Below are 26,804 nucleotides of genomic sequence, written 5' to 3' on the forward strand. Positions count from 1 at the left end.
GATGGACGCCACAAGCTGGAGGTTGTTTTTCACCCGGTGATGAACTTCGCGCAGCAGCATAGTCTTTTCATCAAGGTCAAGCTCGCGCCGTCTCTCTGCTTCGCTGAGGATTGCCACCATGCGGTTAAAGGACAACCGGGCCTCATCGAACTCGCGCGGGGGGCTTTTCAGATTGAGGTTCGGGTTATCCCGCTCTCCCAGCGCATACCGCCGCATGGCCCGGCGCAATGCGTTCAAGTGGCGGATCACCATCTGCTGCAAACCGAGAACAGCAACGGAAATCCCGGCAAGCCACATCAGCACCGGAAATGCCAGCGTCATCCATGAGGTCGGGCTTGCACTCACCGACATGGCTTTTTCCACCGGCCAACTGCCGACGACGGCAACCTGGCCAGGGAGAATTTCACTGACCGCAAAGAAACGCTCCTGTCCGGACCGCGCATCTTCAAAAAATGTGCCGCCGGCGCGGAGCAGCAGTTCGCGGCGAGGTACTGAAACCGGAAGTGACTGTGTGGCCTGCTCCTGCGGTACGCTGGCGGAGAGAATCTCCCCTTGCGCGTCCAGGGTGACAAACCGGATGCCTTGCTCGGCCCATTTTGTGCCCGCCAGTGACTTGGTCAATTGGTGCGGGACCGCGATGGAGACATAACCAAGCAGGATGCCGTCGCGCTGCACCGGGCTGGTTGCCACCAGTTGAGGCCCGTCTTTGCCCAAGATGCCCTGGCCGGCTGCAAATGAAAGGCGGGAGGCTTGCTGGGCCTTTAGAAACAGCCACTTTTCGGAGACATCCCCGATACTACCGTCCGAGGTGCATTCCATCTTGCCGACGGGCGTGATGAAGGCTGCAAAAATGAATGGATTTTGCCCCCGCGTAAAGGCTTTCATGAGGTCTGCACAACGTCCGCCACTGGCGAATACCGGCAGGATCGCGGCGGCCAGCCCTTCGGTGGCGCCGCCGGCCCGCTGCAACAGTTCCCGCTCCCTGGCAGCGGCCTGTTGTGTATGGGCCAGCAATGATGCATGCGACAGCCGGTTGGCTTCCGCAACTACAGCGTTGGTTTGATACAGAGCGATCAGGCCCAGCGGTAGCAGCGCAAATGTCATCAGCGCAGCCAGACGTACCAGCAAGCTGCCGGCTTGCAGCTGCGGAACTTTGATCATGCGGCGCTTTGCTGAGCAACGATCCCAGCCGTGACCGTATCAGTCAGTTCCATTTTGCTGTTGTCATCCAGTTCCATCAGCTCAGCCAGTCGGGCACGGGCGCGGTTCACCCGGCTCTTGATGGTGCCGGTTTTCACGCCGCACATCTCCGCTGCCTCATCGTAGGAGAATCCGCCCGCGCCAACCAGCACCAGGGCTTCACGCTGCTCGTCATTCAATTGCGCAAAGGCCGAGTTGAAATCGCGCATGTGCAGACGCCCGTCGTGATCGGGTTTTTGTGCCAGGGTGCCGGACAGCGCGCCATCCGAATCCTCCACCTCGCGCTTGCGCTTGCGGCGCAAGGAGTAATAGGTATTGCGCAAAATTGTGAACAGCCAGGCCCGCATGTTCGATCCAGGATTGAACTTGTCGATATTGGTCCAGGCCTTGACCAGCGTATCCTGAACCAGATCATCGGCAGTGGCGCCGTTGCGGGCAAGGCTGAGGGCAAAGGCGCGCAGGGCGCCCAGGTGATTGACCAGGTCTTCTCTTGGATCTCGCGCGGTGTCAGCCATCGGAGCGGTTCTCCTCCGGCTGGTCCGGGACGCGGGTTTTATCCGCCTCCTTTTCCTTCAGCCGCTTCAGCAGATCGGTAAAACGGTCGGGCACAGGCTCGCTCGCGATCTGATCGAAGGCCCGCTTTAGATTTTCGTCTATTTCGCGGTCGGCCTGTTCATTGCGCGGCCGGGCGCGTCGTCGCTGTGTCATGCAATCCATCGGTTTTTTGCGCAGTTTCTGGAACCAAACGCATTTGAGCGCGTATAGTTCCATATGTATTGCAAAAAAGGGGACGACGCAAAATGACCCCTCAATCGGGAGACTTGATCGCCAGCCAGATTGGCGCAACCCTGCCCTACCTGCGCCGCTACGCCCGGGCACTGACTGGCAGCCAGAGCAGCGGCGACAAATTTGCGCTGGCTTCGCTGGAAGCCATCCTGTCCGGCGAAAGTGACTATGACAGCGGGCTTTCCCCCAAAGTCGCACTTTTCCGCGTATTTCATGCGATCTGGTCCTCTTCGGGCGCACCTGCCGGAGAAGATGAAGACGGAACCAGCCTGGCGGCGAAGGCACAGAAGCACTTGCGGCGGCTTACGCCGAACACCCGTGAAGCGCTTTTGCTGCACACAATTGAAGAGTTCAGTGCAGCGGATACCGGCACCATCATGGGGATAAGCCAAAGCGAAGCCTCCGAGTTGATCTCGATCGCTTACGAGGAAATGTCGCGCGCCACCGCAGGCCGGATCATGATCATCGAGGACGAAGCGATCATCTCAATGGATCTCGAGGCTATCGTGTCTGGAATGGGCCACAGTGTGACTGGCATTGCCCGAACCGAATCCCGCGCTCTGGAGCTGGCAGCCGAGGCTCAGGCCGATCTGATTCTGTCGGACATTCAGCTGGCAGATAACTCCAGCGGCATCGACGCCGTCAACAATATCCTGGCCAATCACGGTGATCGCCCGGTAATCTTCATCACGGCCTACCCCGAGCGCCTGTTAACCGGCGAAGGGCCGGAACCGGCCTTCCTTATCTCAAAGCCATATACCGAAGATCAGGTTCGTTCAGCAGTGAGCCAAGCGATGTTCTTTTCCTCGACCGAAACGCTGAAAGTCTAACCAGTGTCCGCAAGGATATGGAATGCAATATCCGGGCCAGGCTCCGGACTGGGCCGGAAGCCGCGCTGATTTCAGGAATCGCAAGGGTTAGCGGGAGGCACCGCGAAGAACGCGCACTATCACTGCTAGAGCAAACAAGCCGAGGAAAATAATGAACAGGATCTTCGCTATCCCAGCGGAGGCCGAAGCGATGCCGCCATATCCGAAAATGCCGGCAATTATGGCAACGGCCAAGAAAAAGAGGGCCCAGTATTGCATACCGTGTCCTTTCGATTGCGAGTTGCTGCTAGGAAAACCCCTAAGACCGCCGAAAGTTCCTGGTAGCGGTTTGAGACATCTGAGGCCGCCGGTTGTTGTCTTGGGCGCGCCAGTGCGAATTCGCTGATCAAGCAGCGGAACCGGAGCCTTCATTACCATGCCCACCGATTTTGGCCACCAGGGGCGGACACAAGGGGGAAGCTCAGTCAGGGCAGGACACGTGCCTATCCTATCATTTGCGATATAATCCCGGACTTCGATCTAATGGCCGAAATCAGCGTGCAAGCGTGGTATGCTGGCGCGCTGATGTTGATCACGCCATACTGGTGGGTTGCTGTGGCTTTTATCCAGGAGGGATCCGATCAGGCTACCAGGTTTATAGTCGATCAGGCAGTTCAAGACCGCGGTGGACAGCTTGTCCTGATGGGCGATGCTGCCGAAGAATACTGACATTGGCACGAGTGCCGCCAGGAGCGGCTGCCTGCTCTGAAACATAGATGTAGTACCGAGAATGACTAAGGTACGCGGCTAGTCTCAACCTGATAGTCCCTTGCTAGAATAATAATAAGTTATCGATAAACTTCATAAACTTTTATTCTATCAATCCCGACGGTCTCATTGGCATCGAAATGGCTTAAGCTGATGTGAGGAAACGGACTGATTTGGCGGCGTATCATTCCAATTTGGAATGATACAAGTAGGCAATCTCATTGGCCTTGGGGACGCGCTCGCGGATAAATGCACCCAGAGTTTACGCCAAGGAGGCCGCATGGACCGCGCCCAGATCGTGCATAAGAATTTCCTGGACCGGGTAAATGCCGCGGACTTCCCTGCAGGTGCGGCGCCTTCGGGGCCGCTTGCCGCGTCAGAAGCCGTCGGCATCTTCCATGCACAGGTGCTGAGCCGGGCGCTGGACCTGACCAGCCGGGCAATGCAAAAAGCGGGAGAGGGGTTCTATACAATCGGTTCCTCGGGGCATGAGGGGATGGCAGCGGCGGCGCGGGCGCTGCGTCCGACCGACATGGCATTCCTGCACTACCGTGATGCGGCGTTCCAGATTGCCCGGGCGGAACAGGTTCCGGGGCAGCGGATTGCCTGGGATATGCTGCTATCCTTTGCCTGTTCCAGCGAAGACCCGACCTCAGGCGGACGGCACAAGGTTTTGGGTTCCAGGGCGCTGATGATTCCGCCGCAGACTTCTACCATTGCCTCGCATCTGCCAAAGGCGGTTGGCGCGGCTTATTCCATCGGCGCGGCCAAACGGCACCAGCCGGAGCATCAGGTGATGCCGGAAGACGCCATTGTCATGTGCTCGTTCGGAGACGCTTCGGCCAACCATTCGACCGCGCAGGGAGCTATCAACACCGCGGGCTGGACCTCGGTGCAGTCGACGCCGCTGCCGTTGCTGTTTGTTTGCGAGGACAACGGTATCGGCATTTCTGTGAAAACGCCGAATGGGTGGATCGAAGCCTCAATGGCGCAGCGGCCGGGCATCAAGTATTTCAAGGCTGACGGGCTGGATATCTATAACGCCTTTGCGGTGGCGCGAGAGGCAGCGGAGTATGTGCGGACCCGCAAGAAGCCGGCATTCCTGCATTTGCGTACCGTAAGGCTGTACGGCCATGCCGGGGCGGATGTCCCGACCACCTATCTCAGCAAGGCCGAGGTTGAGGCGGATGAAGCCAATGATCCTCTGCTGCATTCGGTGCGGCTGCTGAATGAAGCCGGGGCGCTGTCTCCCATGGAGGCGCTGAAGGTCTACACGGATACTTGCGCGCGGGTGGAGCGGATCCGGGCCGAGGCGGCAACACGGCCGCATCTGAAAACGGCAGAAGATGTGGCTGTCAGTCTGGTCCCCCCAAAGCGGGACTGCTCGCCCACCAATGGCCCGCGCTTAGAGGAGCGGGCGGCGGCGTTCGGCAGTGACATGCGGGCGATGGAGGAGCCGCAGCCGATGTCGCGGCTGATCAACTGGGCGTTGACCGATTTGATGCTGGAACATGGTGAGATCGTTATGATGGGGGAGGATGTAGGCCGCAAGGGCGGCGTCTATGGTGTCTCTCAGAAATTGCAGCAGCGGTTCGGACCGGACCGGGTGATCGACACGCTGCTGGATGAGCAGTCGATCCTGGGGCTGGCAATTGGTATGGGCCACAATGGGTTTGTGCCTATCCCGGAGATCCAATTCCTGGCCTATCTGCACAATGCCGAGGACCAGTTGCGCGGCGAGGCAGCGACGCTGCCGTTTTTCTCCAACGGGCAGTTTACCAACCCGATGGTTCTGAGGATTGCGGGCCTCGGCTACCAGAAAGGCTTTGGCGGGCACTTCCACAATGACAACTCGCTGGCGGTGCTGCGGGATATTCCCGGAATTGTGATTGCCTGCCCGTCAGACGGGGCCGAGGCTGCAATGATGATGCGTGAGGCGGTGCGGCTGGCGCGTGAGGAGCAGCGGGTGGTGGTCTTTGTCGAGCCGATCGCACTGTATCCGATGCGGGATCTGTATGCGGCGAAGGATGGCGGCTGGATGCGGATCTACCCTTCACCGGACCGGCGGATCGCTTTGGGCGAAGCGGGTGTGCATGGGGAAGGCACCGATCTGGCCATCGTGACCTATGGCAATGGACGGTATCTCTCGACCCAGGCGCAGGCGGAGCTGGCGGTCCGGGGTGTGAACGCGCGGATTGTGGATTTGCGCTGGTTGGCACCCTTGCCCGAGGCGGCGCTGCTGGACGCGGTGAAAGGCTGCAGGCATGTGCTGATTGTCGACGAATGCCGGATCACCGGCAGCCAGTCGGAGGCGCTGATGGCGCTGTTTGCGGAACAAGGCGATGCTCCAACGGCGCGGGTTACAGCCAGAGATTGCTTTATTGCAACGGGGCCTGCCTATGGCGCGACGCTGCCGTCGAAGGACAGTATTGTCGAGGCCGCGTTGAAGCTGGCAGGAGCAAAGTCATGACCCGGACGGCCGTTCTTATCTGCCCGGGGCGGGGCACCTATAACAAGGCGGAACTGGGCTATTTGCACCGTCATCACGCGGACAAGGCTGCTCTGCTTGCCGGTTTTGACGCGCAGCGCCTTGCTGCCGGGCAGGAAGAGCTCACAGCGCTGGATGGTGCCACGCGGTTCTCGGTGTCGAAGTACTCACGCGGTGATATTGCGTCGCCATTGATTTATGCCTCAACGCTGGCGGACGCGCAGTCGCTGGCCAAGGACATAGAAATTGTCGCGGTTACCGGCAATTCCATGGGCTGGTACACCGCGCTGGCGGCGGCCGGGGCGCTCAGCGCGGCGGATGGGTTCAAGGTGGTGAACACCATGGGCACGCTGATGCAGCAGCAGCTGATCGGCGGCCAGCTGGTCTATCCCTTTTCCGGTCCAGATTGGCAGGATAACCCGCGCCGCAGGACGGAGCTGCTGACCTTGGCGGCGGAGCTCAATGCACGCGATGGCCATGACTTGGCGCTGTCGATTGATTTGGGCGGAATGCTGGTGCTGGCCGGAAACGAGGCCGGATTGACAGCCTTCGAGGCCGCGGTGCCGGTGCTGGACGACCGCTTTCCCATGCGGCTGGCCAACCACGCCGCATTCCATACTGCCATGCAAGCGCCGGTGGCGGCTGAGGGGCGCAGCCGGCTGAGTGCCGAGATGTTCACGCAGCCGGATGTGCCGCTGATCGACGGCCGCGGGCAGATTTGGTGGCCGGGTGCCACGGACAATCAGGCGCTGTGGGATTACACGCTGGGGCCTCAGGTGGTGGAGACCTATGACTTCACCCGTGCGGTGCAGAATGCAGCTTGTGAGTTTGCGCCGGACCTGTTCATCGTGACCGGCCCCGGAACCACCCTAGGCGGCGCCGTGGCCCAATCCCTGGCGCAAATTAATTGGAAAGGGGTGGCCGGAAAGGCGGACTTTAAAGTGCGGCAGGCGGAGGCTCCGCTGCTGATCTCAATGGGGGATGACGTACAGCGGTCATCGGCGACCGGCTGATCCAGCAGCCTCCCGCGCCTGTTGCCTGCATCATAGATGCAGGCAAATCAGCCTTGGGCATGGCACTGCCCTGCGGGCAGTGCTGTGTAGGCATTCAGGGGCAGGTTTTCCCCGAAAGCCTGTGTGCATCGAGAATCTGCATCCCGGCCTCTAGGATAAACCTCGCAAAGCGCGGCGGCTGGCGCTGCTCTCGATCCGGGGATGAACCCGTGGCAAGGTTACTCGGCTGCGGCTTGCGGTTCGGTTTTGACCCGGATAGCAAAACAGGTCACCGGCTGGGACACGTTGTGCAGGGTGACCGCACCCAGCGAAACACCTTGCGACGGATCGCTCAAGATGTCGCGGCTGACGACGACCGGATAATTGACTGTCTTGCCGTAGTCGCCCAGCCGGGCGGCGATATTGGCGGCCTGGCCGATCACCGTGAAATCCAGCCGCTCGCGGGAGCCGACGTTGCCGTAGGTCACGCGCCCATAGGCGATGCCGATGGCGGCTTCGCAGTGGTGGCCGTTCTCCTCTTTGGCGATTTCTTCCAGCCGGGCCACGATGGTGCGGGCGCTGTTCAGGGCCTGGGTGCGGGCCTTTTCAGGATCGCTGCCAGCCGGGAAAACCGCTAGCACAGCGTCGCCGATGAATTTCAGCACTTCGCCGCCGTGATCATGCACGATGGTCGAAGCGGTTTCGAAAAACTGATTCAGGAGCGCGATATAATCCTGGCGGCCCAGCTGCTCTTCCAGCCGGGTAGAGCCGCGCAGATCGCAGAACATAATGGCGGCGTCGATTTCGTCTCCGTCGCCGCGCCGGATTTCGCCACCCAGCACCCGGGCACCGGTACGCTTGCCGACATAGGTTTCCAGCAGCGACTGTGCGTTTTCGCGCTGCATGAAGATTTCATAGTAACGGGCGATCACATCCGAGCATTCGAAGATCAGCCCGAGATTGGCGGTGGAGAAACCGTTCGGGTGGTCGCTGGTGAGGGTTAGTACATTGATGCGCCCGTCGGAAAACCGCAGCGGCATCGCGACATAATCAGTGGCGCCTTCTTTGCGCAGGTCCTCAAGAATGGGGAATGCATCCGTGGACCGGCAGCAGCCGAGCCGGTGCCGCACACCGCCCAAGCCATTGGAGACGTGGCGCAACGGGCTGTTCTGATAGGCTGGGTGGTCGTGGATTTCGTAAGATGGAGCGTAGGTGGTGACCTGGCCGGTATTCTTCTGCCAAATGTAATTCTTGCCTGCGATCATCGGGTGCAGCGACCATGCCATGACGGATAGGCGGGACAAGCAGATGCCTTGCTCCACGAATTTTTCTGCGAGGGCGGCTGTAAGGTCATCGGGGGTCGGAATCAGGGCGGCGTCCCGCAGCAGCCAGTCGATCACCGGGCCGGATATATTGCCGTAGTCCGGCATCTCGACGCTGTTGCTGCCCAGGTCGAATTCGGCTTCAGCGCCAGGCATAAATCCGATATAGCCTGAGATGGCTGCTGCCTCCGGCATCGCCTCCTCATAAGACCAGACACCGTTCTCTACGCCGCTGCCAGTCAACATCAAGTCGCGGTAGCTGGCAGTGCCCTTAAAGGGGCAGAAGGTCTGCAGGGGGGTTTTGGGCGATAGCGGAGTCGCCACATCTTCCAAGGGAAAATAGATCGCCGGGGGAAGCCGGGTTTCATACATCACCTTTGCGCGGGAGCTTTGCGCCAGAAGGCTGCCATTGCGCCGGGCGGTGACCAAGCCTTGAAGCGGCTCGATAACAATGCCGTAGCCTCGCTGCGGTGCGTGTACCTGTGCATCCATCCCTGAGGTCCTTGTCATTTGCTCCGGAGACGCGCTGAAAATCAGGACCGGCCGGAGTGGGCCGCTTCTGGACTATCTGGGGTTCGGGGACAGAAATTCCAGAGCCGAACACATGATGTTGAGCACAGCGGAGCCATACTGTTCAGACCATACGGATCACGTCTCTGCTGATGGCCAGAACATAGCCGCGCTTAGCAATGTTCTTGACCAGCAGTTCGCTCACCATCTGATTGCCGAGAGTGTCCCGCAGGCGTTTGATCCGGGTGGCGCCGGCGGCTTCCTCGCAGTCGGCGGAGGTGCGGCCTGAAATCACCGCTTCGATCTCGGCGCCTGATAGAACGTCATCGTCGAGCCGGGCCTCTGCCAGAACCGCCAAAGTTTCCATCGCAGCAGGCGTCAGTTTGAACCCCATGTTGTTCAGGTAGACAGTGTTCTCATCACGGCTGATCAGAAGTTCGTTCACCTGGATGCCGGAGCGTTCGATCTGCGCCATGCGGCGGTTGAGCATCACCAGCATGCCAAGCACCGTCAGTGCGGCCACCATCATTGCAGTGGCGAACAGCAGCAAGACAAAGATCACCGTCCGGTAACTGGTCAGGGTGTCGGCAAAGGCGGTGCCGGACTGGGCCAGGATTTCCAGCAGTCTGATCTCGGCCTGGGCTGTCAGGTCATTTTCGACAAACAGCTGCTCAACCCGTGCGTTAAAGGCATTGGCATCAGGCAGCGTCAGAAAGAGAACAGTGCCGGCAATGACTAGAAGCGCAACAATGGCGGCTATGCCGAATGCGATTACCCTGCTGCCAGCCGCGCGAGCCTCAGAAACGGAGATAATAGGATCCGGCATTGGCCTTCCTTTGCTGCAGGCCTTCGGGGCCGAAAACGGACAGGACATTCAAAAGCTTCCAGCCGCCGGGTGCAATACGGGCCTGGATCTCGTCCCGCGCGGCCTGTTTCTTGCAGGCGCCGGAGAGCTGGATCACACCGTAGTGCAGGCGCAGCGGGTTGTCCTGCTTGGCTTTGTAATCGGCATAGCAATCAGCCGCTTGGGCTGGCAGGGACAGCGCCAGAAGGGCAGCTGCAAGTGCGGGGATCAGGAGGTACTGTTTCATACGGGCATCCTGCGGCGGCGGGCCTTGAAATTCAATAACCGCAAAGGGTTGAGACCGCTGATATTCGATAACAAGCGGCCGATATTGCCTGTCTGAAGGCGGTGGGGACAGGTTGGAGACATCCAAGCGCACAGGCTGCGCATCCGGCAATCAATAGAAAGGTCCCGACATGGCCCAGACAAAAGGTTCCCAGCCGCACCGCAAATTCATCGCACTGATTGTGGCAGCCTCAATCGCCATTACCGGCTTCTCGGCAGCGCCTGCCCGCGCAGACGAGGATGTCGCCAAGTTCATTGCAGGCATGGCCCTGCTTGGGATCCTTGGCGCTGCAATCAATGATGCGAGGAAAGACGACGACCACGCAGTGACCCGGACCTACAATCCCCCGCGCGGCCACGGGCATGGCGGTCACAGGCACAATTCGCACAAACGCTATGGCGGGCATGTGAAGCCGCTGCCGCCGCGGCTGCACCGCTATGACTTGCCAGCGCAGTGTGTCCGGTACTTCCCGCGCTACAGCCGCAACTATCCGCTGGCCGGCAAAGGCTGTCTCGACCGTAATTACGGGTACACACAGAAACTGCCGCGGGCCTGCAAGGTGACCTTCTGGAACGGCAACCGCAACCACACCGGTTACAAACCCCGCTGTCTAAACCAGCATGGGTACCGGATGGTCAACCGCTAACGACACTCCGCTATCGGGCAGCATTAACTCGGGGGCTTTGGCCCCCTTTTTTTGGCGGGTTGAAATTCGTGCCTGAATTGGTTTTCTCATTGGTATGACAAAACCTGACTACAGCCTGGAAGATGCCGCTCTTGCCCAAGGGTTTCTGAGAATAGCCGGAGTGGACGAGGTGGGACGCGGACCGCTGGCCGGGCCGGTCACCGCCGCAGCGGTGGTGCTGGACATCTCAGCGATTCCCGAAGGACTCAATGATTCCAAAAAACTCAGTTTGCGAAAACGCCAAGCGCTGGAAGGAAAAATTCTGACTGCTGCTCAGGTGACCGTTGCGCATGCATCGGTTGAGGAGATTGATTCTTTGAACATTTTACGTGCCTCGCATCTGGCGATGGAGCGCGCGGTGGCCGCACTTGATCCGGCGCCTGATTATCTGCTGATTGACGGCAACTTGATCCCAAAAGGATTGAGCCTGCCTGCAGAGGCAGTGGTCAAGGGGGATGCCAAATCGGTCTCCATTGCGGCGGCGTCAATCATCGCCAAACAGGTGCGTGACAGGGTCATGGTGGATTTGGCGCAACAGTTTCCGGGATATGGCTGGGAGAAAAATGCAGGCTATCCCTCGAAACAGCACCGTGAAGCGCTAGTTGATCTAGGTGTGACCCCACATCATCGGCGATCATTCAAACCCGTACACAACATCTTGTATCAAGAGTGAACCGTAGGGTGTTGTTCTAATAAACAAATTGACCTCGAATCCGCGATGACTCATCCTGTGGACAACCTAATGAGCGCAAAAATGCGCCGCGGTTATGAGGCAGAGCAATGAATAAAACCATGACAAAGGGCGCGGCAGCGCTCCCTTTAAACACGATTATGGGCGGGGACTGCATCGAGGCGATGAACAGTCTTCCGGCCAATTCGGTCGATCTGATCTTTGCGGATCCGCCGTATAACCTGCAGCTGAAAGGCCAGCTGCACCGCCCCGACAATTCCAAAGTCGATGCCGTGGATGACCACTGGGACCAGTTTTCCAGTTTTGCGGTCTATGACCAGTTCACCCGCGAGTGGCTGAAGGCGGCGCGCCGGGTGCTGAAGCCGAACGGTTCGATCTGGGTGATCGGCTCTTATCACAATATCTTCCGTGTCGGGTCTGCGCTGCAGGACGCAGGCTATTGGGTGCTGAACGATGTTGTTTGGCGCAAATCGAACCCGATGCCGAACTTCCGTGGCAAGCGGTTCACCAATGCGCATGAAACAATGATCTGGGCCTCCAAGTCCGAGGGTGCAAAATACACCTTCAACTACGAAGCCCTGAAATCGCTGAATGAAGGCATTCAGATGCGCAGTGACTGGGTGCTGCCGATTTGCACCGGGCATGAGCGGCTGAAGAACGAGAACGGCGACAAGGCGCATCCGACGCAAAAGCCGGAATCGCTGCTGCACCGGATTCTGGTCGGCTCGACCAATCCGGGCGATGTTGTGCTGGATCCGTTTTTCGGGACCGGGACCACCGGTGCTGTTGCCAAGATGCTGGGACGCGAATTCATCGGCATCGAGCGCGAGGAAGCTTACCGTAAGGTGGCGGAGAAGCGGATCAAGGCCGTCCGTAAGTTCGACCGCGAAGCACTGGAAGTGTCCGCCAGCAAACGCGCGGCACCGCGGGTTCCCTTCGGTCAGCTGGTTGAACGCGGCATGCTGCGCCCGGGCGAGGAGTTGTATTCGATGAACCGCCGCCACAAGGCCAAGGTGCGTGCCGATGGCACTTTGATTGGCGACAACATCAAAGGTTCGATTCATCAGGTGGGCGCGCATCTGGAAAATGCGCCGTCCTGCAACGGCTGGACCTACTGGTGCTTCAAGCGCGAGGGCAAGACAGTGCCGATCGACGTGCTGCGCCAGCAGATCCGGGCTGAGATGCAGAACTAAGGCTAAGGGCTTTTCTGAACGTGAAACCTATTGCAGGTGCCTGTGCTTGTTGCACGGGTGCACACCTTGCCCCGCCTGCTTCAGGCGGGGTTTTTTGCTATTGCGGCCTGATGCGCTATTCCCTGCTTGAGGCGCAGCACTTATCTGGAGCTCGATAGCCGCGGCACCTAGCGGAAAGGGAAAACAATGACCGATACCGCGTTCGTACCCGGGCACCATGCGCCCCAGGCGGCAGCAAGCAAAAACCAGCAGATTGCTGACGCGGAAAACAGGTTTGCAGAGGCCGCGCTGGATGCGCACAAACGGCGGGGGCTGCAGCTGGCGGTAAGAGCCCGGTGGATTGCATTGCCCCTGATCGCGGTTTTCATCGTCTTCTTGAACCCGCATTGGAATGTTCTCTACTATCACGGCCTTCTGGCGTTGTTGTGCCTCAACGGCTGGTTCATTAGCCGCACTGGCAAAGTCGGCCGGTCACGCCTGGAACTATTCCTTATATTTCTTGATCTTGTAATCATGACCTTTGCGCTGGTCGTGCCCAACCCGTTTGATACCCGCGAAATACCGGCGGCGATGCTGTACCGATTCGAGAACTTCCAGTATTTCTTCATCATCCTTGCGGCTGGCACGATGGCTTATTCCTGGCGCACAGTAATTGCGATCGGCACATGGACGGCGGCAATGTGGCTCAGCGCGCTGGCGCTGGCTTGGTGGTTTGCCACTCCGGTTCCCGGCCTTTCGGAAGCTGTGGCCGGAGTGCTTGAATTGGACCCAGAGCTGGCGGAATTTTTTGACCCTAATAGTTTTGTGATTCAGTTGCGGGTGCAGGAGGCCGTGGTCTTTGTGCTGGTGGCGGTAACGCTGGGATTTTCGGTGCGCCGGTTCAACGCGCTGCTGAGGAGCAACGCCAGCCTGGAGCGGGAACGGGCCAATTTGTCGCGTTATTTCTCGCCTAATGTGGTGGAGCAGCTGTCAAAGAACGACGAGCCGCTGAAGCAAGTGCGCAGCGAAAATGTGGCGGTTCTGTTCATCGATATTGTTGGCTTTACCAAGTTGTCTTCAGGGATGGACCCGCGATTGGTGATTGACCTCCTGCGGGACTTCCACGGCCGGATGGAGCGGGAGGTGTTCCGTCATCACGGCACGCTGGACAAATACCTGGGCGACGGGCTGATGGCGACTTTTGGAACGCCGGTTGCTGGCCGGCAAGATGCCACCAATGCGCTGGCCTGTGCCCATTCGATGCGCGTCTCTCTGATGGCATGGAACAAGGAGCGCGCCCGCGAGGGCAAACTGGAGATCCGCGCCGGGATCGGCGTTCATTGCGGCGAAGCGCTGCTGGGCGACATTGGCTCCAACCGGCTGGAGTTCGCGGTGCTGGGTATGACGGTGAACATCGCCGCCCGGCTGGAGAACCTGACCCGCAAGCTGCAGGCCGGGATTGTGATCAGCGAAACGCTGGCGGCGCAAGTGAGGACGGAGCAGGCAGGTCTGGATCTGCTGGCCGGCAACGCCCGGCACCCGGATCAAGAAGTGCGCGGACTGGATCAGCCGATGACGGTTCTGGCCTGGACGTAAGGCTATCGCGGCATCGGATTCTGCGCTTTGTTGTAAGCATGCCAAGCAATGATCTCGGGGTAATACGTCTGCCGCCAGCGCCGCACCCGCGGGTTCATCACCCGGCGCCACAAGGGCGGGATCATCGCAGCGACAGTCATCACCGGGTAGCCATAAGGCAGCTGCGGCGCGTCAGCTTCAGTATAGTTCTGCAGCAGCGGAAAGCGGCGGTTTGGTTTGTAATGATGGTCCGAATGGCGCTGCAGGTTGATCAGAAGCCAGTTCGATGCCCTATGCGCAGCATTCCAGGAATGACGCGGCTGCACGGGTTCGTATTTTCCATCACCAAGATGCTTGCGGGTCAGACCGTAATGCTCGACATAGTTGACCACCTCCAGCTGCCAGATTGCGACGCCGGCCTGCACCAAGAACAGCAAGACGCCGGTCAGCCCGCCCAGCATCAGCGCCAGCAACAGCATGGCTGCCTGCAGCGCCCAATACCGGAAGAACGGATTCGAGCGGTCGGTCCAGGGGCGGTTCTTCTTCCCCAGCTTCTCCCGTTCGGCGCGGAATGCGGAATGCCAGCACTGCCGCAAAACACGCGGGTAAAACCGGTGGAACCCCTCGTTATAGCGGGCAGTCACCGGATCGCGCGGGGTGCCGACATAGCGATGATGCACCAGCAGGTGTTCGGACCGGAAATGGGAGTACATCACCATCGCCAGCAGAATGTCGCCGAGCCAGCGCTCAACCCGGCTGGACTGATGCATCAGCTCATGGCTGTAATTGATGCCAACAGCTCCTGTAACCACGCCAACGCCAAAGAAGGCTGCGAATTTTTCGAAGGCACTGAGGTGCTCCGCGCTGCTGACATACCAGATCAGCCAGAACAGCGTGACGAATTGCAGCGGCACCCAAGCAGCGGTCAGTGCCTTGTACCATTTCAACTCGCTGTCCGGCGTTTCCGGGTCGGCGTTTTCCAGGTTCAACCCGAATGCCCCGTCCAGCACTGCAAACAGATGCCAGGTTACCAGCGGCGGCAGGATAAGTGCCCAGCCGCCTTGAAGTGCAGCAATCCAAACCAGCGGCAGCAGCAAAAAAGACATCCAGAACGGCAGGGCGCTTTGCCATCGGGAAAGGGTTTCGGGGGCGATCATGCCTGTGTCTTCCAATTCAATCAGAGCGCGTTTTCACCGACACTATGCCCTAACATCTGAAAACCCAAGCGCGTCGCCGGGTTCCTCAGCGGCCTTGATAAAGCTCGAAGGCCTTGCGCATTACCGTAGGCAGGCTGGAAGGGCGGAAGTCGCGGCGTGATATCAGTTCCTGTGCTGCGTTCTGATTGAAACCTGCTGGCAGTTCGGCCGTCATCACCCGCAGCATCAGGTGGAAATGAGTAAAGGTGTGGCGCACTTCACCATCCTGCTCCTGCCAATCCGCTTCAAAGGGCGGGTTCGGACACGGGGCGTCACTCCACTCCGAACCGGGCCAGCCAAGCATGCCGCCCAGCAGCCCCTTGTCTGGCCGCCGTTCCAGCAGCCATGTGCCGTCGGCAGATTTCGCCAGGTAAACGATGCCGCTCCGGGTGGGTTTTGGTTTTTTCGGCGTCTTCTTCGGCAGCTCAGCCGCAGTGCCCGCAGACTGCGCAGCACAGTGTTCGCGCCAAGGACAGATGCCGCAGGCAGGGTTGCGGGGTGTGCAGATGGTGGCGCCAAGGTCCATCACCGCCTGGGCGTAGTCACCGGGGCGCTGGGACGGGGTCAGTTCTGCCGCGTGCGCTTTCAGCACCGGTTTCACACCTGGAAGCGGCTCGTGAATGTCATGCAGCCGGGCCATCACCCGCTCCACATTGCCATCCAGAACGGTCTCTGGTCGGCTAAACGCAATCGAGGCGATGGCGGCGGCCGTGTAGGGGCCGATACCAGGCAGCTTTAACAGGTCATCGTAATTGTCCGGGAACGCTCCACCGAAACCGTCTGCGACCGATCGGGCGCACTTCAGCAGGTTGCGGGCGCGGGCATAATAGCCAAGGCCGGCCCATTCGGCCATGACTTCGGCGTCAGCCGCCGCGGCAAGATCGGACACAGTCGGCCAACGGCTGGTAAAGCGGAGAAAATAGTCCCGCACTGCGGCCACCGTAGTCTGCTGCAGCATCACTTCGCTGAGCCAAACCTTGTATGGATCGGGGCGGATGCCTGCCGTACGTTCGGCGGGGCCCACCCGCCAGGGCATCCCGCGGGCATGGACGTCATACCAAGCAAGCAGGTCTCCGCTCATCGCGGCGGAATTGCTGTTCAAGTCACGCATTCGTTATTCCCTGGCTCGAGGTTTGGCTGGCGCCTGCATTCCGGCTCTTTACAATAGGGCAGGCAGTCGAGCAAAAGCTAGATCATGGCATTCAGGCGCAGCACCACACGCGGGTTCGCACGAACCTCCAAACTCCTTAACGAGCAGATCCGCAAGGCAGGGGAGAGCCGCGGTTTTGCGGTGTCGCGGCTGTTGACCCATTGGGAAGAGATCGCCGGGCCGGATATCGCTGCAATGGCGCGTCCGGTGAACGTGGGCTATGGGCGCGGTTCCTTTGGGGCGACGCTGACGGTGCTGACGACCGGAGCCAATGCTCCAATGCTTGAAATGCAAAAGGAACGCCTGCGTGAGCGGGTGAATGCAGTTTATGGCTTCAACGCCATCTCCAAGGTGCGGATCACGCAAACGGCACCGACAGGATTTTCCGACGGCCGCGTGGAATTCAAGTATGCCCCCAAAGTGCAAGCGCCGGGTCAGCCCGATCCGCAGGATAAAGCGGCTGCCAGCCAAGCGGCGGCCGGTGTAGAAAACGATGATCTGCGCGCCGCCCTGGAGCGTCTGGGGCAGAACGTGCTGACAAAACAGAAAACGCAAGGAAAGGGGTTTAAATGACCCGTCTGATGTCTGGTGTCTTTGCCGCGTTTGCGGTTGTAACAGGTAGTTATGCCCTGTCCGGGTTCAACACTCAGAACAATCTGTCGCAGAGTCCTCTGGTAGGCGCGGCCTTTGCACAGGAAGCCGAAGTCGACACATCCACTGTAGCTGAAATGACTCTGGGGGCGGAGGACGCTCCAGTCACTCTGATCGAATATGCCTCCTACACTTGTCCGCATTGCGCTAACTTCCACAACGAGACTTTTAAGCAAATAAAGGCCGATTACATTGACACCGGCAAGGTGAAGTTCATTTACCGCGAAGTCTATTTTGATCGTTACGGGCTGTGGGCTTCGATGATCGCGCGCTGCAGCGGGCCGGATAAGTTTTTTGGTATCTCCGATCTGATCTACAAGGGTCAGTCCGAATGGGCACGGGCCGGCGGCGCAACCGAGATTATCGATGAGCTGCGCAAGATCGGCCGACTGGCGGGGATCGGGGACGAGCAGTTGGAAGCTTGCCTGCAGGATGGCGAGAAAGCGCAAACCCTCGTGGCCTGGTATCAGGAAAACGCAACCGAGCACGGAATCGAGTCAACGCCGTCGTTCATTCTGAACGGCGAGAAGATTTCTAACCAGTCTTATGAAGATTTTAAGGCGCTGTTGGACGCAGAACTGGAAGGCTGAACTGTTTTCTGCAGAAAAGATTTTAAGCCTGGGTCGTGAGCCCGGGCTTATTTTTAAGCGGAGAATGCCGGGCAGGCGCTCTTCCCGCGGCCTCGGCTGGAGCTAAGGGTCAGGGTGCAGGTGCCGCCTTCTTCAACAGTTCCTTCAACGCATCATCTCCAGCAACCTGCATCCGCACAGGCAAGGTGATGACCTTGGAACGGAAGCTATCCGGCAGGCGGACGGCGTCTTTTTCTGTTGTGACCAGCTGGGCGTTCAGCAGCTTGGATTCGTTTTCCAGCCGGGTCATCAGCGCCGGTGAAAGCGGCTGGTGATCGTCCAGCGCTTCGGCGCGGGCAATGTCGGCGCCAAGGCCGCGCAGAGTGTTGAAAAACTTCTGCGGGTGACCGATGCCTGCAAAGGCAAGAACGCGTGTCCCGTTCCAGGGCATCCCGGTTTGCAAAGGCCGCAGCGCACCAGTGAAATGCGGCAAGCCCTGCAGATGGCTCCCCCAGCCCGCGGCAAAAGTTTCCTGAGCCTCTTGCGGCCCAAGCGAAAGCACGGCGTCAGCCCGCTTCAATCCAATGGCAACCGGCTCGCGCAGCGGGCCGGCCGGCAGGCAGCGGCCATTGCCGAAGCCTTGCTGCGCATCCGCCACGATCAGGGACAGGTCCTTGGCCACCGCGGGGTTCTGAAATCCGTCGTCCAGCACGATGACAGTTGCCCCTGAGTCTGCTGCGGCGCGCGCGCCGGCGGCACGGTTCTTGGCAACCCATACATCGGCAAAGGCTGCCAGAAGAAGCGGTTCATCGCCCGTCTGCGCGGCTTTGTGGCGGTGAGGAAAGACTTGCACCGGCCCTTCCAGCGTGCCGCCATAGCCGCGGGTGACAACATGCGGTTCATGCCCTTGGTTGCGCAACGTTTCCAGCAGCCAGATCACAGTGGGCGTCTTGCCGGTGCCGCCGGCATTCAGATTGCCAACGCAGATCACCGGGACGCCAGCCCGCACTGGGCTGCCTTTGGCTATCCGGAAAGCAGTGGCGCGTGCATAGAGCCAGCCAAGCGGCGCCAGCAAAGCTGACCGGAAGTCAAAATCACCCGGCGGTTTGTGCCAGAATTCAGGTGCCCGCATCGGTCTCCTCGCGCTGGTCCAGAAGGGTCTGGACCATTTCCAATAACATGTCTGCTGTGGCGGCGCTTTCAGTGACGCTTTGCCAGCCGGCCAGTGCCATTTCGGCGGCCTTGTCCGGGGCGGAAAGCGCAACGACTGTATCGGCCAGTTCCGATTGAGACAGCACCGGCTGGGCGGCACCCGCCGCGGCCAGTCTTTCATACAGGTCGCGGTGAGCATGGATACCCGGCCCGTGCAGCAGAGCCGAGCCTAAGGCTGCGGCGTCCAATGGTGACTGGCCCTGCGCCCCAGGGTCCAGGCTGCTGGCGATCAGCGCGGCTGGAGACAGGCGGTACCACAGGCCTAAATCCTCGCTGCCCGCCAACAGCACCTGGGTGAGATCCTCGGGTTCACCGCCGTCTTCCCAATCGGCAAAGGACAGCCCGCTGTCCTGCAGCAGGCGGCGGGCTGCTGCAAGATCTACGCTGTTTTCCAGCGCGACCACAAGCAGCAGCCGGTGCAGCAGCCGTAAGGCGGCGCGATGCGCGTCCAGAATACGGGGAAGTTCGCTGAGCTTGGTATGGGCGGCCAGCCAGACCGGGCGGCTGCCCAGGGTCTGCTGCATTGCGACAAGTTCCTCATCATTGCATCCGGGCGGAATTGCTGACACCCGCAGCTTGCCGGCCAATTGCACCCGCTCGCCAGGAAATCCGATCCGGAGCAACCGGGCATGTACTGCCTTGGAGGGGGTCAGGATGCAGGTTAGCCCGTCCAGCAGCCGCCGCCGCTGGTCCGGCAGCCAGCGGCTGGCGCGGTTGGGCATTTCATCCTCCAGCAGATCCGCCAGCAGCACCCCAATGCCGTTCTCACGTAATTGCCGAAGCAGTACCCGCCGTGCCGGTGGGCCGGTCCAGATGCAAGCGTCGGGTTGCCAATGGTTCAGGAATCCGCGGGCCTCGGCCATGGTGTCTTCAGGCAGCGGGCCAATCGGAATATCGCAGCCAACTGTGCCAGTCAGCCGCAGTCCGGGCTCCCAGCTCGCCAGCACCGACAAGTCCGGGCGCAGGGATTTGAGGCGGCGGCCGATATCGCACAGTGCGTGATACCGTTCAGAAGTGGTTGCGTGCACCCACAACAGCTCTCCTTTGGGGCGGGGCTGCAGAACGGAGGAGGAGTTGGAAGCTGTGGTTCGCCGTTGCATCTGGCTCGATCTGAAATTTCCGGCCCAAGGTATCTGCAACATGCGGGTTTGTCTGTGATAAATTTGCGCGTGACGATGGCGCTGCTGCTGCCGCTTAAGGCCGGTCAGGTTAAATGTCCAGCGATGCCAGGACCGTTCGGGTCCAGTGCCGCCAGCAGCGAAGCCTGCAGCGCCGAATTACCAGCGACCACACCGTTCAGGCGCGGGTGCGGATTGTTAAACCGCAGGGGTTTGCCGGCTTGGTCCGTAAGAATGCCGCCGGCCTCGCGTATCAGCAGATCGCCTGCCGCGATGTCCCATTCCCAACTGGGACGCAGCGTCAGCATGGCGCCGAAACGGCCGTCCGCCACCTTGGCCAGCCTGTAAGCAAGCGAGGGCCGGTAGCTGCGGATAAATGCGGGCGGGCTGCCGCCCTGCCAGTGATGGGCCTGCAGGTTGGGTTTGGCGGCAAGCACTTCAGTACGGGACAGATCCGTGGCGCGGGACACATGAATCGAAGCGCCGTTGCAATCCGCCCCCAGTCCCTTGGCGGCTGTGTACATCAGCTCCCGCTGCGGCAGGTAGATCACGGCGGCGGTCACCACGCCGTGTTCAGCGACGGCAATGGAATGCGCCCAGGTGCGAGAGCCTTCGGCAAAGCTGCGGGTGCCGTCGATGGGGTCGATGATGAAGACCTTTTCGCGCAGCAGCCGCGCGTTGTTGTCTTCGCTTTCTTCAGACAGCCAGCCGTAGCCGGGCCGCGCCTGCTGCAGCAGGTCTTCGAGCATGGCATTGACTGCCAGGTCGGCTTCGGTCACGGGACCAGCGCCGCCGGGCTTGTCCCAGCGTTTGGCTTGGGGGCCAGAAAAACGGCACGCAATATCGCCGGCCTGTTCCGCCGCTTTCACAAGCAGGGAAAGGTCAGTTGCCGGCAAGGGTCATTCCTTCGATCAGCAGTGACGGCACTACGGTCGATAGGTGCCGGCGCGCGTCATTGGCGGGAACGATCCGGCGCAGCATTTCCAGCAGGTTGCCCGCGATGGTGCATTCATTGACCGGGTAGGCGATCTCGCCGTTTTCCACCCAGAAACCCGACGCCCCGCGGGAATAATCGCCGGTGTTGGGGTTGATGGTGGATCCGATCATCGATGTCACCAGGAGGCCAGTGCCCATTTGCCCAAGGAGATCCTCGCGGCTGGCTTCTCCTTCAGTCAGCGCAAGGTTCCAGGTCGCGGGCGAGGGCACCCCACCGATACCGCGGGCGGCGTTGGCGGTGCTTTCCAGGCCCAGTTTTCGGGCAGAGGCAAGGTCCAGCGTCCAGCCGGTCAACATGCCGTTGTCGACCACGGTGCGCTTGCTGGTGGGCAGCCCTTCTCCGTCAAAGGGGCGGGAGCCGGAAATGCGCGGCCGGTGCGGATCTTCAATAATGGACAAGGTGCCGGGCAAAACCTGTTCACCCATTGAATCCTTCAGCCAAGAGGAGCCGCGGGCGATCGCGGCACCATTGGCAGCAGACAGCAAGTGGCCGACCAGAGACGAAGATATACGCTCGTCAAAAAGCACTGGAAAACTGCCGGTCTTGGGCTTGCGGGCGCCCAGCCGTGCAACCGCCCGTTCACCGGCGGTGCGGCCAATATCCCGGGCGCTGCGCAGATCGGACTGAAAGGTGCGGGAATCCCCGTCGTGGTCTCGCTCCATGACTGAGCCGCTGCCTGCGATACCGGTGCAGGAAAGTGACCGGCCGGTACGATGGTAGCCGCCGGAAAATCCATTGGTCGCGGCCATATGCACAACGTGTCGGCCATAACCCGCCGCTGCGGATTGCACCTGGGTTATACCGTCGATTTCCTGACAGGCAGCTTCGGCCGCCAGTGCGTCAGACTGGAGGGCAGAGGGTTCCGGCTCTCCACTGGGGTCTTCCAGCTCCAACGCCGCTAGATTCCAGTTCTTGGCCAGCTGCGACGGTTCGGCAAGGCCTGCATAAGGGTCCTCGGGTGCTTCCTTGGCCATGGCAACTGCTCGCTCGGCCATCGCCGCGATGGTTTCGGGGCGCATGTCCGATGAAGAAACCAGCGCCTGCCGCTTGCCCACAAATACACGCAGGCCCAGATCGGTGCCCTCGGAGCGCTCTGCATGCTCCAGCTTGCCGGTCCGGACTTCGATGCTGAGAGAACTGCCCTCTGCCGCCATGGCATCGGCGGCATCCGCACCTGCCTTGCGGGCGGCATCAATCAGGGCGTGGCAAAGCGCTTCGGGGGATTGGGTCATGGGCACCTTCTGTTCTGCTCCCTTAAAGAGCTATCCAGTGAGGCGGCTTGCCGCAAGGGCGGGCTGCAAAAAAGGGGCCGCACGCGGCGGCCCCTTTGCAAAACCTGTCAGAAATTTGACGGTTATTTGATGCGCTGGCCATTGGCGTGGATCTGGCCGTTTTCGGAGATCGCAATCTTCGAAGTCAGGGTGTCCTCACCCTCGCCCGGCACGGCTAGCATGCCCATCATCATCCGCGCGCCCATGGCGTCGCTGTCAGACATCAGGCCCATCCCGATCAGCTTGTCGATCAGGGTATTGGCGCCGGTCAGTTTAAGGTCAGCCTCGCCCGACGGGGCAGGCATGCCGTCAAAGCTGACGAGGTCCTCGTTGTTGAAAGTGAAGTTGCCTGTGCCGGTCAGCTCGGCACCCGCTGCGGAGACCTGCAGTTTCTTCACGGTCAGCGCATTCAGCTCACCCGGCTGCTCATCACCCGATTCCACGGCTTCCATGGCTTCCGGGTCGAACAGGTCGAACAGCACTTTGCCTTTGCCGGCAAGGTCCAGCACCACAGTGGCCGGATCATGCGGCAACTGGCCGGTCGGGTCGACCATGCCCCACAGCATTTCCGGAACCGCAAAGTCGCGCAGGGTAACTCCGAGGGCAAAGTCCTGCTCTTCCTCGGATTTGGCGAGCGGCATCATCAGTTTGAAACCGGTTTCGGCCATGCTCAGCGCCAGCGGGAAGGGGATCTCGGAACCGGTGATATTCACATTGGTGCCGATCTGGGACACATCATAGGTCATATGCTGCCTGTCCATCGCCACTGTGATTGATCCGCCTTGGGAATTGCTCTCCATGGCGAAGTTCTCGCTGCCATCCGCACCGGATACTGCACCGTTGCCGCCGGTGAAGGTGAAGGTGCCGTCAAATGCAAAACCGGCCCGCAGAAGCGCCGCCATGTCGGGGCCTTCCAGATCGGCAGGCACGGTGCTGGTGCCTGTAAAGCTCAGACCTTGCAGGGCACCCTTAAAAGAGCCTGTGCCGTTGCTCTCCGGATCGTTGAACCCCATGTCATAGCTGAGGCTGGAGGCAGTCAGCGCCTGGTCATAGTTGCGCGCGCCAGCGATCTTCATAACGGTTTTTGTGGCAACATCGTTCATGACGATCTCAACATTCGCCACGTCCGCGGGCACAGCCTCACCATCTGCAGTCAGCTCCTGCAGCGTCATGGTGACCTTGGAGGAGTTGTAATCATATTCCATGCTGTCGGTGTCGCCCGACACTTTCATCGGAGCACCGTCATGAGCATAAACCAGTTTGCCCGCAAAGCTCTCGCCTTCGCCTGAAAATTTGAAGCCCACAGGAAATTCCGCAGGCAGCAGCACATTGACAGTGCCATCGCCGTTTTCCACAAACTGGATCTCCGGGAAGCTCACCGTGCCGGAACCGTCCTCTTCCGGGATCGGCATGACCATCGAAACATCGGAGACGGTCAGGGTACTGCCTGAAACAGCTTCAGTGCCGGAAACGGTGTAGCCGGTGCTGGTCAGATACGCCTTCCAGTCAGCCCAGACGTCCTGGGCACTCAGATCGGCCAGGGCACTTTGGGCGGACACAACAAAAATTACTGCTGCAACGCCGCTGCGTGCAATAATAACGGACATATGAGAACCTTTCTCAGTGAGATAATTGAAATCATCGTCGGCCCGGCGGACGGTGCCGTCAAGGGGGCCTTGGACTGGACCGTTCCCCTTAACCGCTTTACCACTTGGGTCAGCAGCCACTTGGAGGGACGGCGGATGGATTTCAATGGAAAAACAGTTGCAATTACAGGCGCCAGCCGCGGGATCGGGGCAGATACCGCCCGGGTTTTTGCCGCTGCCGGAGCCAACCTGGCCTTGTTGGCAAGGAGTGGGGAGGCGCTGCGGGAGCTGGCGGAGGAGATCGGCGGAAATGCGCTGACCTATATCTGCGATGTATCAGACTATGCGGCGGTGGAGCGCGCGTTGGTCAAGGCGCATCAGCACTTCGGCAGCCTGGACATATTGATCAACAACGCTGGAGTGATCGAGCCTATTGCGCGATTGGCTGATGCGGAGCCCGGCGGCTGGAGCAAGCTGATTGATGTTAATCTGACCGGGGTGTTCAACGGAATGCGGGCGGCGCTGCCGCTGATGAAGCCGACGGGCGGCGGCACCATAATCACCGTCAGTTCGGGCGCAGCGCACCATGCGCTGGAGGGCTGGAGCGCATACTGTTCGTCAAAAGCAGGCGCGGCAATGCTGACCAAAGCACTGGACCTGGAAGAGCGCGCCAACGGTATCCGCGCCATGGGACTGTCGCCGGGCACGGTCGCAACTCGGATGCAGCGCGAAATCAAGACCAGCGGCATCAACCCGGTGAGTGAGCTGGAATGGGAAGACCATATCCCTGCCGAATGGCCCGCGCGGACGCTGATGTGGATGTGCACGGATGATGCGGACGATTGCATCGGCTTGGAAGTTTCCCTGCGCGAGGACAGCATCCGCCAGCGGGTTGGCCTGGCATGATTGATCTGGAGATTGCGCAGAACGGCCTGTGGACCATCACCATCAACCGCCCTGACAAGGCGAATTCGCTGACCGAAGCGATGCTGACCGAACTGGCTGAAATCGCCGAACGCGCGCAGCAGGCCCGCGGATTGATCCTGACCGGAACCGGCAAGGTGTTCAGCGCGGGTGCTGACCTGGACGAGGCGCGGGCGGGCCTGGCGACCTCGCCGGTGTGGGAGCGGTTGTCGAATGTGATGGCTTCAATTCCCTGTCTGAAAGTTGCGGCGCTGAATGGCACTTTGGCTGGCGGTGCCAATGGCATGGTACTGGCTTGCGATATTCGCATTGCAGTGGCCTCGGCCAAATTTTTCTACCCGGTGATGAAGCTTGGCTACTTGCCGCAGCCCTCGGATGCCGGGCGCATGGCGGCGCTGATCGGACCTGCCCGCACCAAGATGATCCTGGCGGCCGGGCAGAAAATCTCTGCCCAGGAAGCCTGCAACTATGGCCTGGTCGACCGGATCGTGGAACCAGACGCGCTGATGGATACGGCGCAGGATCTGCTGGCGCATTCCTTGGAGGCCCGACCGGAGATTGCGGCCGGGATATTGAGGATGTGCCGGTGAAACGGCTGTCCGGCTTGCGGCTGCGGGTGCAGAACCCTGAGCGGCTCGCTGGGTTCTACGCGGATGTGTTCGGCATGGAGGTTCAGGCTGAAGGCGAGGCCTGGCGTGCAGGTTATGCAGGTCAGGATGCAGATCTGATCCTGCTGCCCGGCGGTGTCCAGGTTCCGCACAAGCGGGATGAGCGGTATTGGAAGATCGGGATCTGTCTGCCCGATCTGGACACCGCCTGCGAACAGCTGCGGCGTAAAGGAGTTGAGGTCCTCGCCCCGCATCAGTTCCGCGATATCGGGTATATGGCGTATCTGCATGATCCCGAAGGATATGCGATTGAGCTGCTGCAGCATGATTTTGCCGACAGCCGGCCTGACAGGGCAGGCGATACAGCGCTGCCGCTGGGCGGCGGGGCGCATATCGGCCAGATCACCTTGCGCACCGGGGACATCGCCGCCGAAATTCTGGCACATGCGGATATGAAGCTGGTGTCGGTGCAAGATGTTGCGGAATTCGGGTTCGACCTGCATTTTCTGGCCTTCACAGACGAAACACCGCCGGACCCGGATTTGCGGGCCGTGGCGAACCGCGAATGGCTGTGGCGGCGTCCTTATACCACTCTGGAATTTCAGCATATTGCCGGTGCGTATTTGCGGCAAAGCCCAGCGTTCCTAGGTTTGGAAAACACCTAGCGCAGGCACCGTTTCCCAGGCACGCCCAACCCCCGGATGCCGCTGGCCGGGATGGGTGGCGCGGAAAAGGCGCCTGGTGTCAGAAAATTGCAGACGGCAGCCAGGTCGCCAGGCCGGGGATCAGCCAGACCAGCAGCACCCCCAGCGCCTGCAGGCCGATAAATGGCACGACACCCTTGTAAATGTGGCGGGTGGTGACCTCCTTGGGGGCGGCACCGCGCAGGTAGAACAGCGAGAAACCGAATGGCGGCGTCAGGAACGAGGTTTGCAAGTTGATCGCGATCAGGATGCCCAGCCAGACCGGGTCATGCCCCATCAGGATCAGGGCCGGCGTCACCAGCGGCAGCACGATGACCGAGATCTCGACGAAATCGAGGAAAAAGCCCAGCACGAAAATGAACAGCATGCAAAAGATCAGGGCGCCGGTCGGGCCGCCCGGCATGTTGCCGAGAATATGGGCGACCCGCTCCTCGCCGCCAAGGCCGATGAACACCAGCGAGAACATGCCCGCGGCCAGGATGGTGGCAAAGATCATCGCCGTCATCGTGGTGGTTGAGGTTACCGCCTCGTGCAGGACCCGCTCTTTCAACCCGCTGCGCAGCGCCGCGGCAATCGCAACCGCGCCGGCCGCTGCCAGGAGCGCATAGAATAGCCCCGCCGCAAAATCGCTGCTGCTGAGGTCGCCGCGCTGCAGGCGGACCGGATGCAGGCCGGACAGGATGCCCAGCA

At 60.3% G+C, this 26,804-nt stretch carries 28 protein-coding genes; 13 read left to right on the forward strand and 15 right to left on the reverse strand.

The window, feature by feature from the left end:
- The 3 genes from VOI29_RS07120 to VOI29_RS07130 form a co-directional block, all read right to left on the reverse strand.
- Positions 1–1,161, reverse strand: a 1,161-nt coding sequence (locus VOI29_RS07120) for a histidine kinase dimerization/phosphoacceptor domain -containing protein (protein WP_323777151.1), incomplete at its 3' end; no start/stop codon positions are given.
- Positions 1,158–1,715: an RNA polymerase sigma factor gene (locus VOI29_RS07125; protein WP_323777152.1), complete on the reverse strand. Its 558-nt coding sequence runs from the start codon at positions 1,713–1,715 to the stop codon at positions 1,158–1,160. The genes VOI29_RS07120 and VOI29_RS07125, both read right to left, overlap by 4 nt.
- On the reverse strand, positions 1,708–1,971 hold the full coding sequence (locus VOI29_RS07130) for a NepR family anti-sigma factor (RefSeq protein ID WP_323777154.1): 264 nt from the start codon (positions 1,969–1,971) through the stop codon (positions 1,708–1,710). The genes VOI29_RS07125 and VOI29_RS07130 overlap by 8 nt, the downstream gene beginning before the upstream one ends.
- Before the next feature lie 29 nt (positions 1,972–2,000).
- Here VOI29_RS07130 and VOI29_RS07135 point away from each other — a divergent pair, with 29 nt between their 5' ends.
- Entirely contained in the window at positions 2,001–2,816 is an 816-nt protein-coding gene (locus VOI29_RS07135) for a response regulator (RefSeq protein WP_323777156.1), read from the forward strand.
- An 87-nt stretch (positions 2,817–2,903) separates the two neighbouring features.
- Here VOI29_RS07135 and VOI29_RS07140 read toward each other — a convergent pair whose 3' ends face one another.
- Positions 2,904–3,074 (reverse strand): DUF1328 domain-containing protein, encoded by a 171-nt coding sequence (locus tag VOI29_RS07140; protein ID WP_323777199.1) that lies wholly within the window; start codon positions 3,072–3,074, stop codon positions 2,904–2,906.
- A 264-nt stretch (positions 3,075–3,338) separates the two neighbouring features.
- On the opposite strand from VOI29_RS07140, the gene VOI29_RS07145 reads away from it, so the two are divergent.
- From VOI29_RS07145 to VOI29_RS07155, 3 genes are all read left to right on the forward strand, one after another.
- On the forward strand, positions 3,339–3,524 hold the full coding sequence (locus VOI29_RS07145) for a hypothetical protein (RefSeq protein WP_323777158.1): 186 nt from the start codon (positions 3,339–3,341) through the stop codon (positions 3,522–3,524).
- A 319-nt stretch (positions 3,525–3,843) separates the two neighbouring features.
- Positions 3,844–6,033, forward strand: coding sequence for a dehydrogenase E1 component subunit alpha/beta (locus VOI29_RS07150; RefSeq protein ID WP_323777160.1), 2,190 nt, complete (start codon positions 3,844–3,846; stop codon positions 6,031–6,033).
- Positions 6,030–7,064 carry an ACP S-malonyltransferase gene (locus VOI29_RS07155; RefSeq protein WP_323777161.1) on the forward strand — a complete coding sequence of 345 codons (1,035 nt, stop codon included), beginning with the start codon at positions 6,030–6,032 and terminating at the stop codon, positions 7,062–7,064. The genes VOI29_RS07150 and VOI29_RS07155 overlap by 4 nt, the downstream gene beginning before the upstream one ends.
- Before the next feature lie 218 nt (positions 7,065–7,282).
- Here VOI29_RS07155 and VOI29_RS07160 read toward each other — a convergent pair whose 3' ends face one another.
- The 3 genes from VOI29_RS07160 to VOI29_RS07170 form a co-directional block, all read right to left on the reverse strand.
- A complete protein-coding gene (locus VOI29_RS07160; RefSeq protein WP_323777163.1) occupies positions 7,283–8,857 on the reverse strand; it encodes a DUF427 domain-containing protein in 1,575 nt (524 codons plus the stop codon).
- Between the two features lie 142 nt (positions 8,858–8,999).
- Complete coding sequence (locus tag VOI29_RS07165; protein ID WP_323777165.1) at positions 9,000–9,701, reverse strand: hypothetical protein; 702 nt, start codon at positions 9,699–9,701, stop codon at positions 9,000–9,002.
- Positions 9,673–9,966, reverse strand: coding sequence for a hypothetical protein (locus VOI29_RS07170; protein ID WP_323777167.1), 294 nt, complete (start codon positions 9,964–9,966; stop codon positions 9,673–9,675). Before VOI29_RS07170 ends, VOI29_RS07165 begins: the two co-directional genes overlap by 29 nt.
- A gap of 169 nt (positions 9,967–10,135) precedes the next feature.
- Between VOI29_RS07170 and VOI29_RS07175 the strand changes: the two genes are divergently transcribed.
- The 4 genes from VOI29_RS07175 to VOI29_RS07190 all read left to right on the forward strand — a co-directional run bounded on the left by VOI29_RS07175 (position 10,136) and on the right by VOI29_RS07190 (position 14,149).
- A complete protein-coding gene (locus VOI29_RS07175; RefSeq protein ID WP_323777168.1) occupies positions 10,136–10,651 on the forward strand; it encodes a hypothetical protein in 516 nt (171 codons plus the stop codon).
- Positions 10,652–10,745: 94 nt separating this feature from the next.
- Complete coding sequence (locus tag VOI29_RS07180; protein WP_323777170.1) at positions 10,746–11,363, forward strand: ribonuclease HII; 618 nt, start codon at positions 10,746–10,748, stop codon at positions 11,361–11,363.
- Between the two features lie 107 nt (positions 11,364–11,470).
- The gene (locus VOI29_RS07185; RefSeq protein WP_323777172.1) at positions 11,471–12,574 is read left to right on the forward strand and encodes a site-specific DNA-methyltransferase; all 1,104 of its coding nucleotides are present in this window, start codon (positions 11,471–11,473) and stop codon (positions 12,572–12,574) included.
- Positions 12,575–12,760: 186 nt separating this feature from the next.
- Positions 12,761–14,149 (forward strand): adenylate/guanylate cyclase domain-containing protein, encoded by a 1,389-nt coding sequence (locus VOI29_RS07190; RefSeq protein WP_323777174.1) that lies wholly within the window; start codon positions 12,761–12,763, stop codon positions 14,147–14,149.
- A 2-nt stretch (positions 14,150–14,151) separates the two neighbouring features.
- On the opposite strand, the gene VOI29_RS07195 is transcribed toward VOI29_RS07190, so the two are convergent.
- Both VOI29_RS07195 and mutY read right to left on the reverse strand, forming a co-directional pair.
- A complete protein-coding gene (locus VOI29_RS07195) occupies positions 14,152–15,285 on the reverse strand; it encodes an alkane 1-monooxygenase (RefSeq protein WP_323777176.1) in 1,134 nt (377 codons plus the stop codon).
- An 85-nt stretch (positions 15,286–15,370) separates the two neighbouring features.
- Positions 15,371–16,435 (reverse strand): A/G-specific adenine glycosylase, encoded by a 1,065-nt coding sequence (mutY, locus tag VOI29_RS07200; RefSeq protein WP_323777178.1) that lies wholly within the window; start codon positions 16,433–16,435, stop codon positions 15,371–15,373.
- An 84-nt stretch (positions 16,436–16,519) separates the two neighbouring features.
- On the opposite strand from mutY, the gene VOI29_RS07205 reads away from it, so the two are divergent.
- Together VOI29_RS07205 and VOI29_RS07210 are read left to right on the forward strand one after the other, a co-directional pair.
- Positions 16,520–17,047, forward strand: coding sequence for a DUF721 domain-containing protein (locus VOI29_RS07205; RefSeq protein WP_323777179.1), 528 nt, complete (start codon positions 16,520–16,522; stop codon positions 17,045–17,047).
- Positions 17,044–17,715, forward strand: coding sequence for a DsbA family protein (locus VOI29_RS07210; RefSeq protein ID WP_323777181.1), 672 nt, complete (start codon positions 17,044–17,046; stop codon positions 17,713–17,715). Before VOI29_RS07205 ends, VOI29_RS07210 begins: the two co-directional genes overlap by 4 nt.
- Positions 17,716–17,824: 109 nt before the next feature.
- Here the strand turns inward: VOI29_RS07210 and lpxK are convergent, their stop codons facing one another.
- The 5 genes from lpxK to VOI29_RS07235 form a co-directional block, all read right to left on the reverse strand.
- The gene (gene lpxK / locus VOI29_RS07215; RefSeq protein WP_323777183.1) at positions 17,825–18,826 is read right to left on the reverse strand and encodes a tetraacyldisaccharide 4'-kinase; all 1,002 of its coding nucleotides are present in this window, start codon (positions 18,824–18,826) and stop codon (positions 17,825–17,827) included.
- Positions 18,813–20,006 carry a 3-deoxy-D-manno-octulosonic acid transferase gene (locus VOI29_RS07220; RefSeq protein WP_323777185.1) on the reverse strand — a complete coding sequence of 398 codons (1,194 nt, stop codon included), beginning with the start codon at positions 20,004–20,006 and terminating at the stop codon, positions 18,813–18,815. The genes lpxK and VOI29_RS07220 overlap by 14 nt, the downstream gene beginning before the upstream one ends.
- Before the next feature lie 104 nt (positions 20,007–20,110).
- Entirely contained in the window at positions 20,111–20,920 is an 810-nt protein-coding gene (locus VOI29_RS07225) for a 3'(2'),5'-bisphosphate nucleotidase CysQ (RefSeq protein WP_323777187.1), read from the reverse strand.
- The gene (locus VOI29_RS07230; RefSeq protein ID WP_323777189.1) at positions 20,907–22,253 is read right to left on the reverse strand and encodes a TldD/PmbA family protein; all 1,347 of its coding nucleotides are present in this window, start codon (positions 22,251–22,253) and stop codon (positions 20,907–20,909) included. The genes VOI29_RS07225 and VOI29_RS07230 overlap by 14 nt, the downstream gene beginning before the upstream one ends.
- Before the next feature lie 122 nt (positions 22,254–22,375).
- A complete protein-coding gene (locus VOI29_RS07235; protein ID WP_323777191.1) occupies positions 22,376–23,899 on the reverse strand; it encodes a DUF2125 domain-containing protein in 1,524 nt (507 codons plus the stop codon).
- 135 nt (positions 23,900–24,034) lie between these two features.
- Between VOI29_RS07235 and VOI29_RS07240 the strand changes: the two genes are divergently transcribed.
- From VOI29_RS07240 to VOI29_RS07250, 3 genes are read left to right on the forward strand one after another with little or no spacing between them, the layout of a single operon-like run.
- Positions 24,035–24,784 (forward strand): SDR family oxidoreductase, encoded by a 750-nt coding sequence (locus tag VOI29_RS07240; RefSeq protein WP_323777201.1) that lies wholly within the window; start codon positions 24,035–24,037, stop codon positions 24,782–24,784.
- A complete protein-coding gene (locus VOI29_RS07245) occupies positions 24,781–25,392 on the forward strand; it encodes an enoyl-CoA hydratase/isomerase family protein (protein WP_323777193.1) in 612 nt (203 codons plus the stop codon). Before VOI29_RS07240 ends, VOI29_RS07245 begins: the two co-directional genes overlap by 4 nt.
- Positions 25,389–26,075 carry a VOC family protein gene (locus VOI29_RS07250; RefSeq protein ID WP_323777195.1) on the forward strand — a complete coding sequence of 229 codons (687 nt, stop codon included), beginning with the start codon at positions 25,389–25,391 and terminating at the stop codon, positions 26,073–26,075. The genes VOI29_RS07245 and VOI29_RS07250 overlap by 4 nt, the downstream gene beginning before the upstream one ends.
- A 79-nt stretch (positions 26,076–26,154) precedes the next feature.
- Here VOI29_RS07250 and VOI29_RS07255 read toward each other — a convergent pair.
- On the reverse strand, positions 26,155–26,804 hold a 650-nt coding region (locus tag VOI29_RS07255; protein WP_323777197.1), incomplete at its 5' end, for a TRAP transporter large permease subunit.

The organism is Leisingera sp. (assembly GCF_034669605.1).
Classification (GTDB): Bacteria; Pseudomonadota; Alphaproteobacteria; order Rhodobacterales; family Rhodobacteraceae; genus Leisingera.

Bases quoted from the DNA above. Each gene is read 5' to 3' on its own strand.
- VOI29_RS07130 (WP_323777154.1), bottom strand. From the start codon at position 1,971: ATGGAACTATACGCGCTCAAATGCGTTTGGTTCCAGAAACTGCGCAAA.
- VOI29_RS07175 (WP_323777168.1), top strand. From the start codon at position 10,136: ATGGCCCAGACAAAAGGTTCCCAGCCGCACCGCAAATTCATCGCACTG.
- VOI29_RS07125 (WP_323777152.1), bottom strand. From the start codon at position 1,715: ATGGCTGACACCGCGCGAGATCCAAGAGAAGACCTGGTCAATCACCTG.
- VOI29_RS07195 (WP_323777176.1), bottom strand. From the start codon at position 15,285: ATGATCGCCCCCGAAACCCTTTCCCGATGGCAAAGCGCCCTGCCGTTC.
- VOI29_RS07235 (WP_323777191.1), bottom strand. From the start codon at position 23,899: ATGTCCGTTATTATTGCACGCAGCGGCGTTGCAGCAGTAATTTTTGTT.
- VOI29_RS07150 (WP_323777160.1), top strand. From the start codon at position 3,844: ATGGACCGCGCCCAGATCGTGCATAAGAATTTCCTGGACCGGGTAAAT.
- VOI29_RS07205 (WP_323777179.1), top strand. From the start codon at position 16,520: ATGGCATTCAGGCGCAGCACCACACGCGGGTTCGCACGAACCTCCAAA.
- VOI29_RS07245 (WP_323777193.1), top strand. From the start codon at position 24,781: ATGATTGATCTGGAGATTGCGCAGAACGGCCTGTGGACCATCACCATC.
- mutY (WP_323777178.1), bottom strand. From the start codon at position 16,435: ATGCGTGACTTGAACAGCAATTCCGCCGCGATGAGCGGAGACCTGCTT.
- lpxK (WP_323777183.1), bottom strand. From the start codon at position 18,826: ATGCGGGCACCTGAATTCTGGCACAAACCGCCGGGTGATTTTGACTTC.
- VOI29_RS07220 (WP_323777185.1), bottom strand. From the start codon at position 20,006: ATGCAACGGCGAACCACAGCTTCCAACTCCTCCTCCGTTCTGCAGCCC.
- VOI29_RS07230 (WP_323777189.1), bottom strand. From the start codon at position 22,253: ATGACCCAATCCCCCGAAGCGCTTTGCCACGCCCTGATTGATGCCGCC.
- VOI29_RS07155 (WP_323777161.1), top strand. From the start codon at position 6,030: ATGACCCGGACGGCCGTTCTTATCTGCCCGGGGCGGGGCACCTATAAC.
- VOI29_RS07140 (WP_323777199.1), bottom strand. From the start codon at position 3,074: ATGCAATACTGGGCCCTCTTTTTCTTGGCCGTTGCCATAATTGCCGGC.
- VOI29_RS07240 (WP_323777201.1), top strand. From the start codon at position 24,035: ATGGATTTCAATGGAAAAACAGTTGCAATTACAGGCGCCAGCCGCGGG.
- VOI29_RS07145 (WP_323777158.1), top strand. From the start codon at position 3,339: ATGGCCGAAATCAGCGTGCAAGCGTGGTATGCTGGCGCGCTGATGTTG.
- VOI29_RS07165 (WP_323777165.1), bottom strand. From the start codon at position 9,701: ATGCCGGATCCTATTATCTCCGTTTCTGAGGCTCGCGCGGCTGGCAGC.
- VOI29_RS07185 (WP_323777172.1), top strand. From the start codon at position 11,471: ATGAATAAAACCATGACAAAGGGCGCGGCAGCGCTCCCTTTAAACACG.
- VOI29_RS07180 (WP_323777170.1), top strand. From the start codon at position 10,746: ATGACAAAACCTGACTACAGCCTGGAAGATGCCGCTCTTGCCCAAGGG.
- VOI29_RS07210 (WP_323777181.1), top strand. From the start codon at position 17,044: ATGACCCGTCTGATGTCTGGTGTCTTTGCCGCGTTTGCGGTTGTAACA.
- VOI29_RS07190 (WP_323777174.1), top strand. From the start codon at position 12,761: ATGACCGATACCGCGTTCGTACCCGGGCACCATGCGCCCCAGGCGGCA.
- VOI29_RS07170 (WP_323777167.1), bottom strand. From the start codon at position 9,966: ATGAAACAGTACCTCCTGATCCCCGCACTTGCAGCTGCCCTTCTGGCG.
- VOI29_RS07160 (WP_323777163.1), bottom strand. From the start codon at position 8,857: ATGGATGCACAGGTACACGCACCGCAGCGAGGCTACGGCATTGTTATC.
- VOI29_RS07135 (WP_323777156.1), top strand. From the start codon at position 2,001: ATGACCCCTCAATCGGGAGACTTGATCGCCAGCCAGATTGGCGCAACC.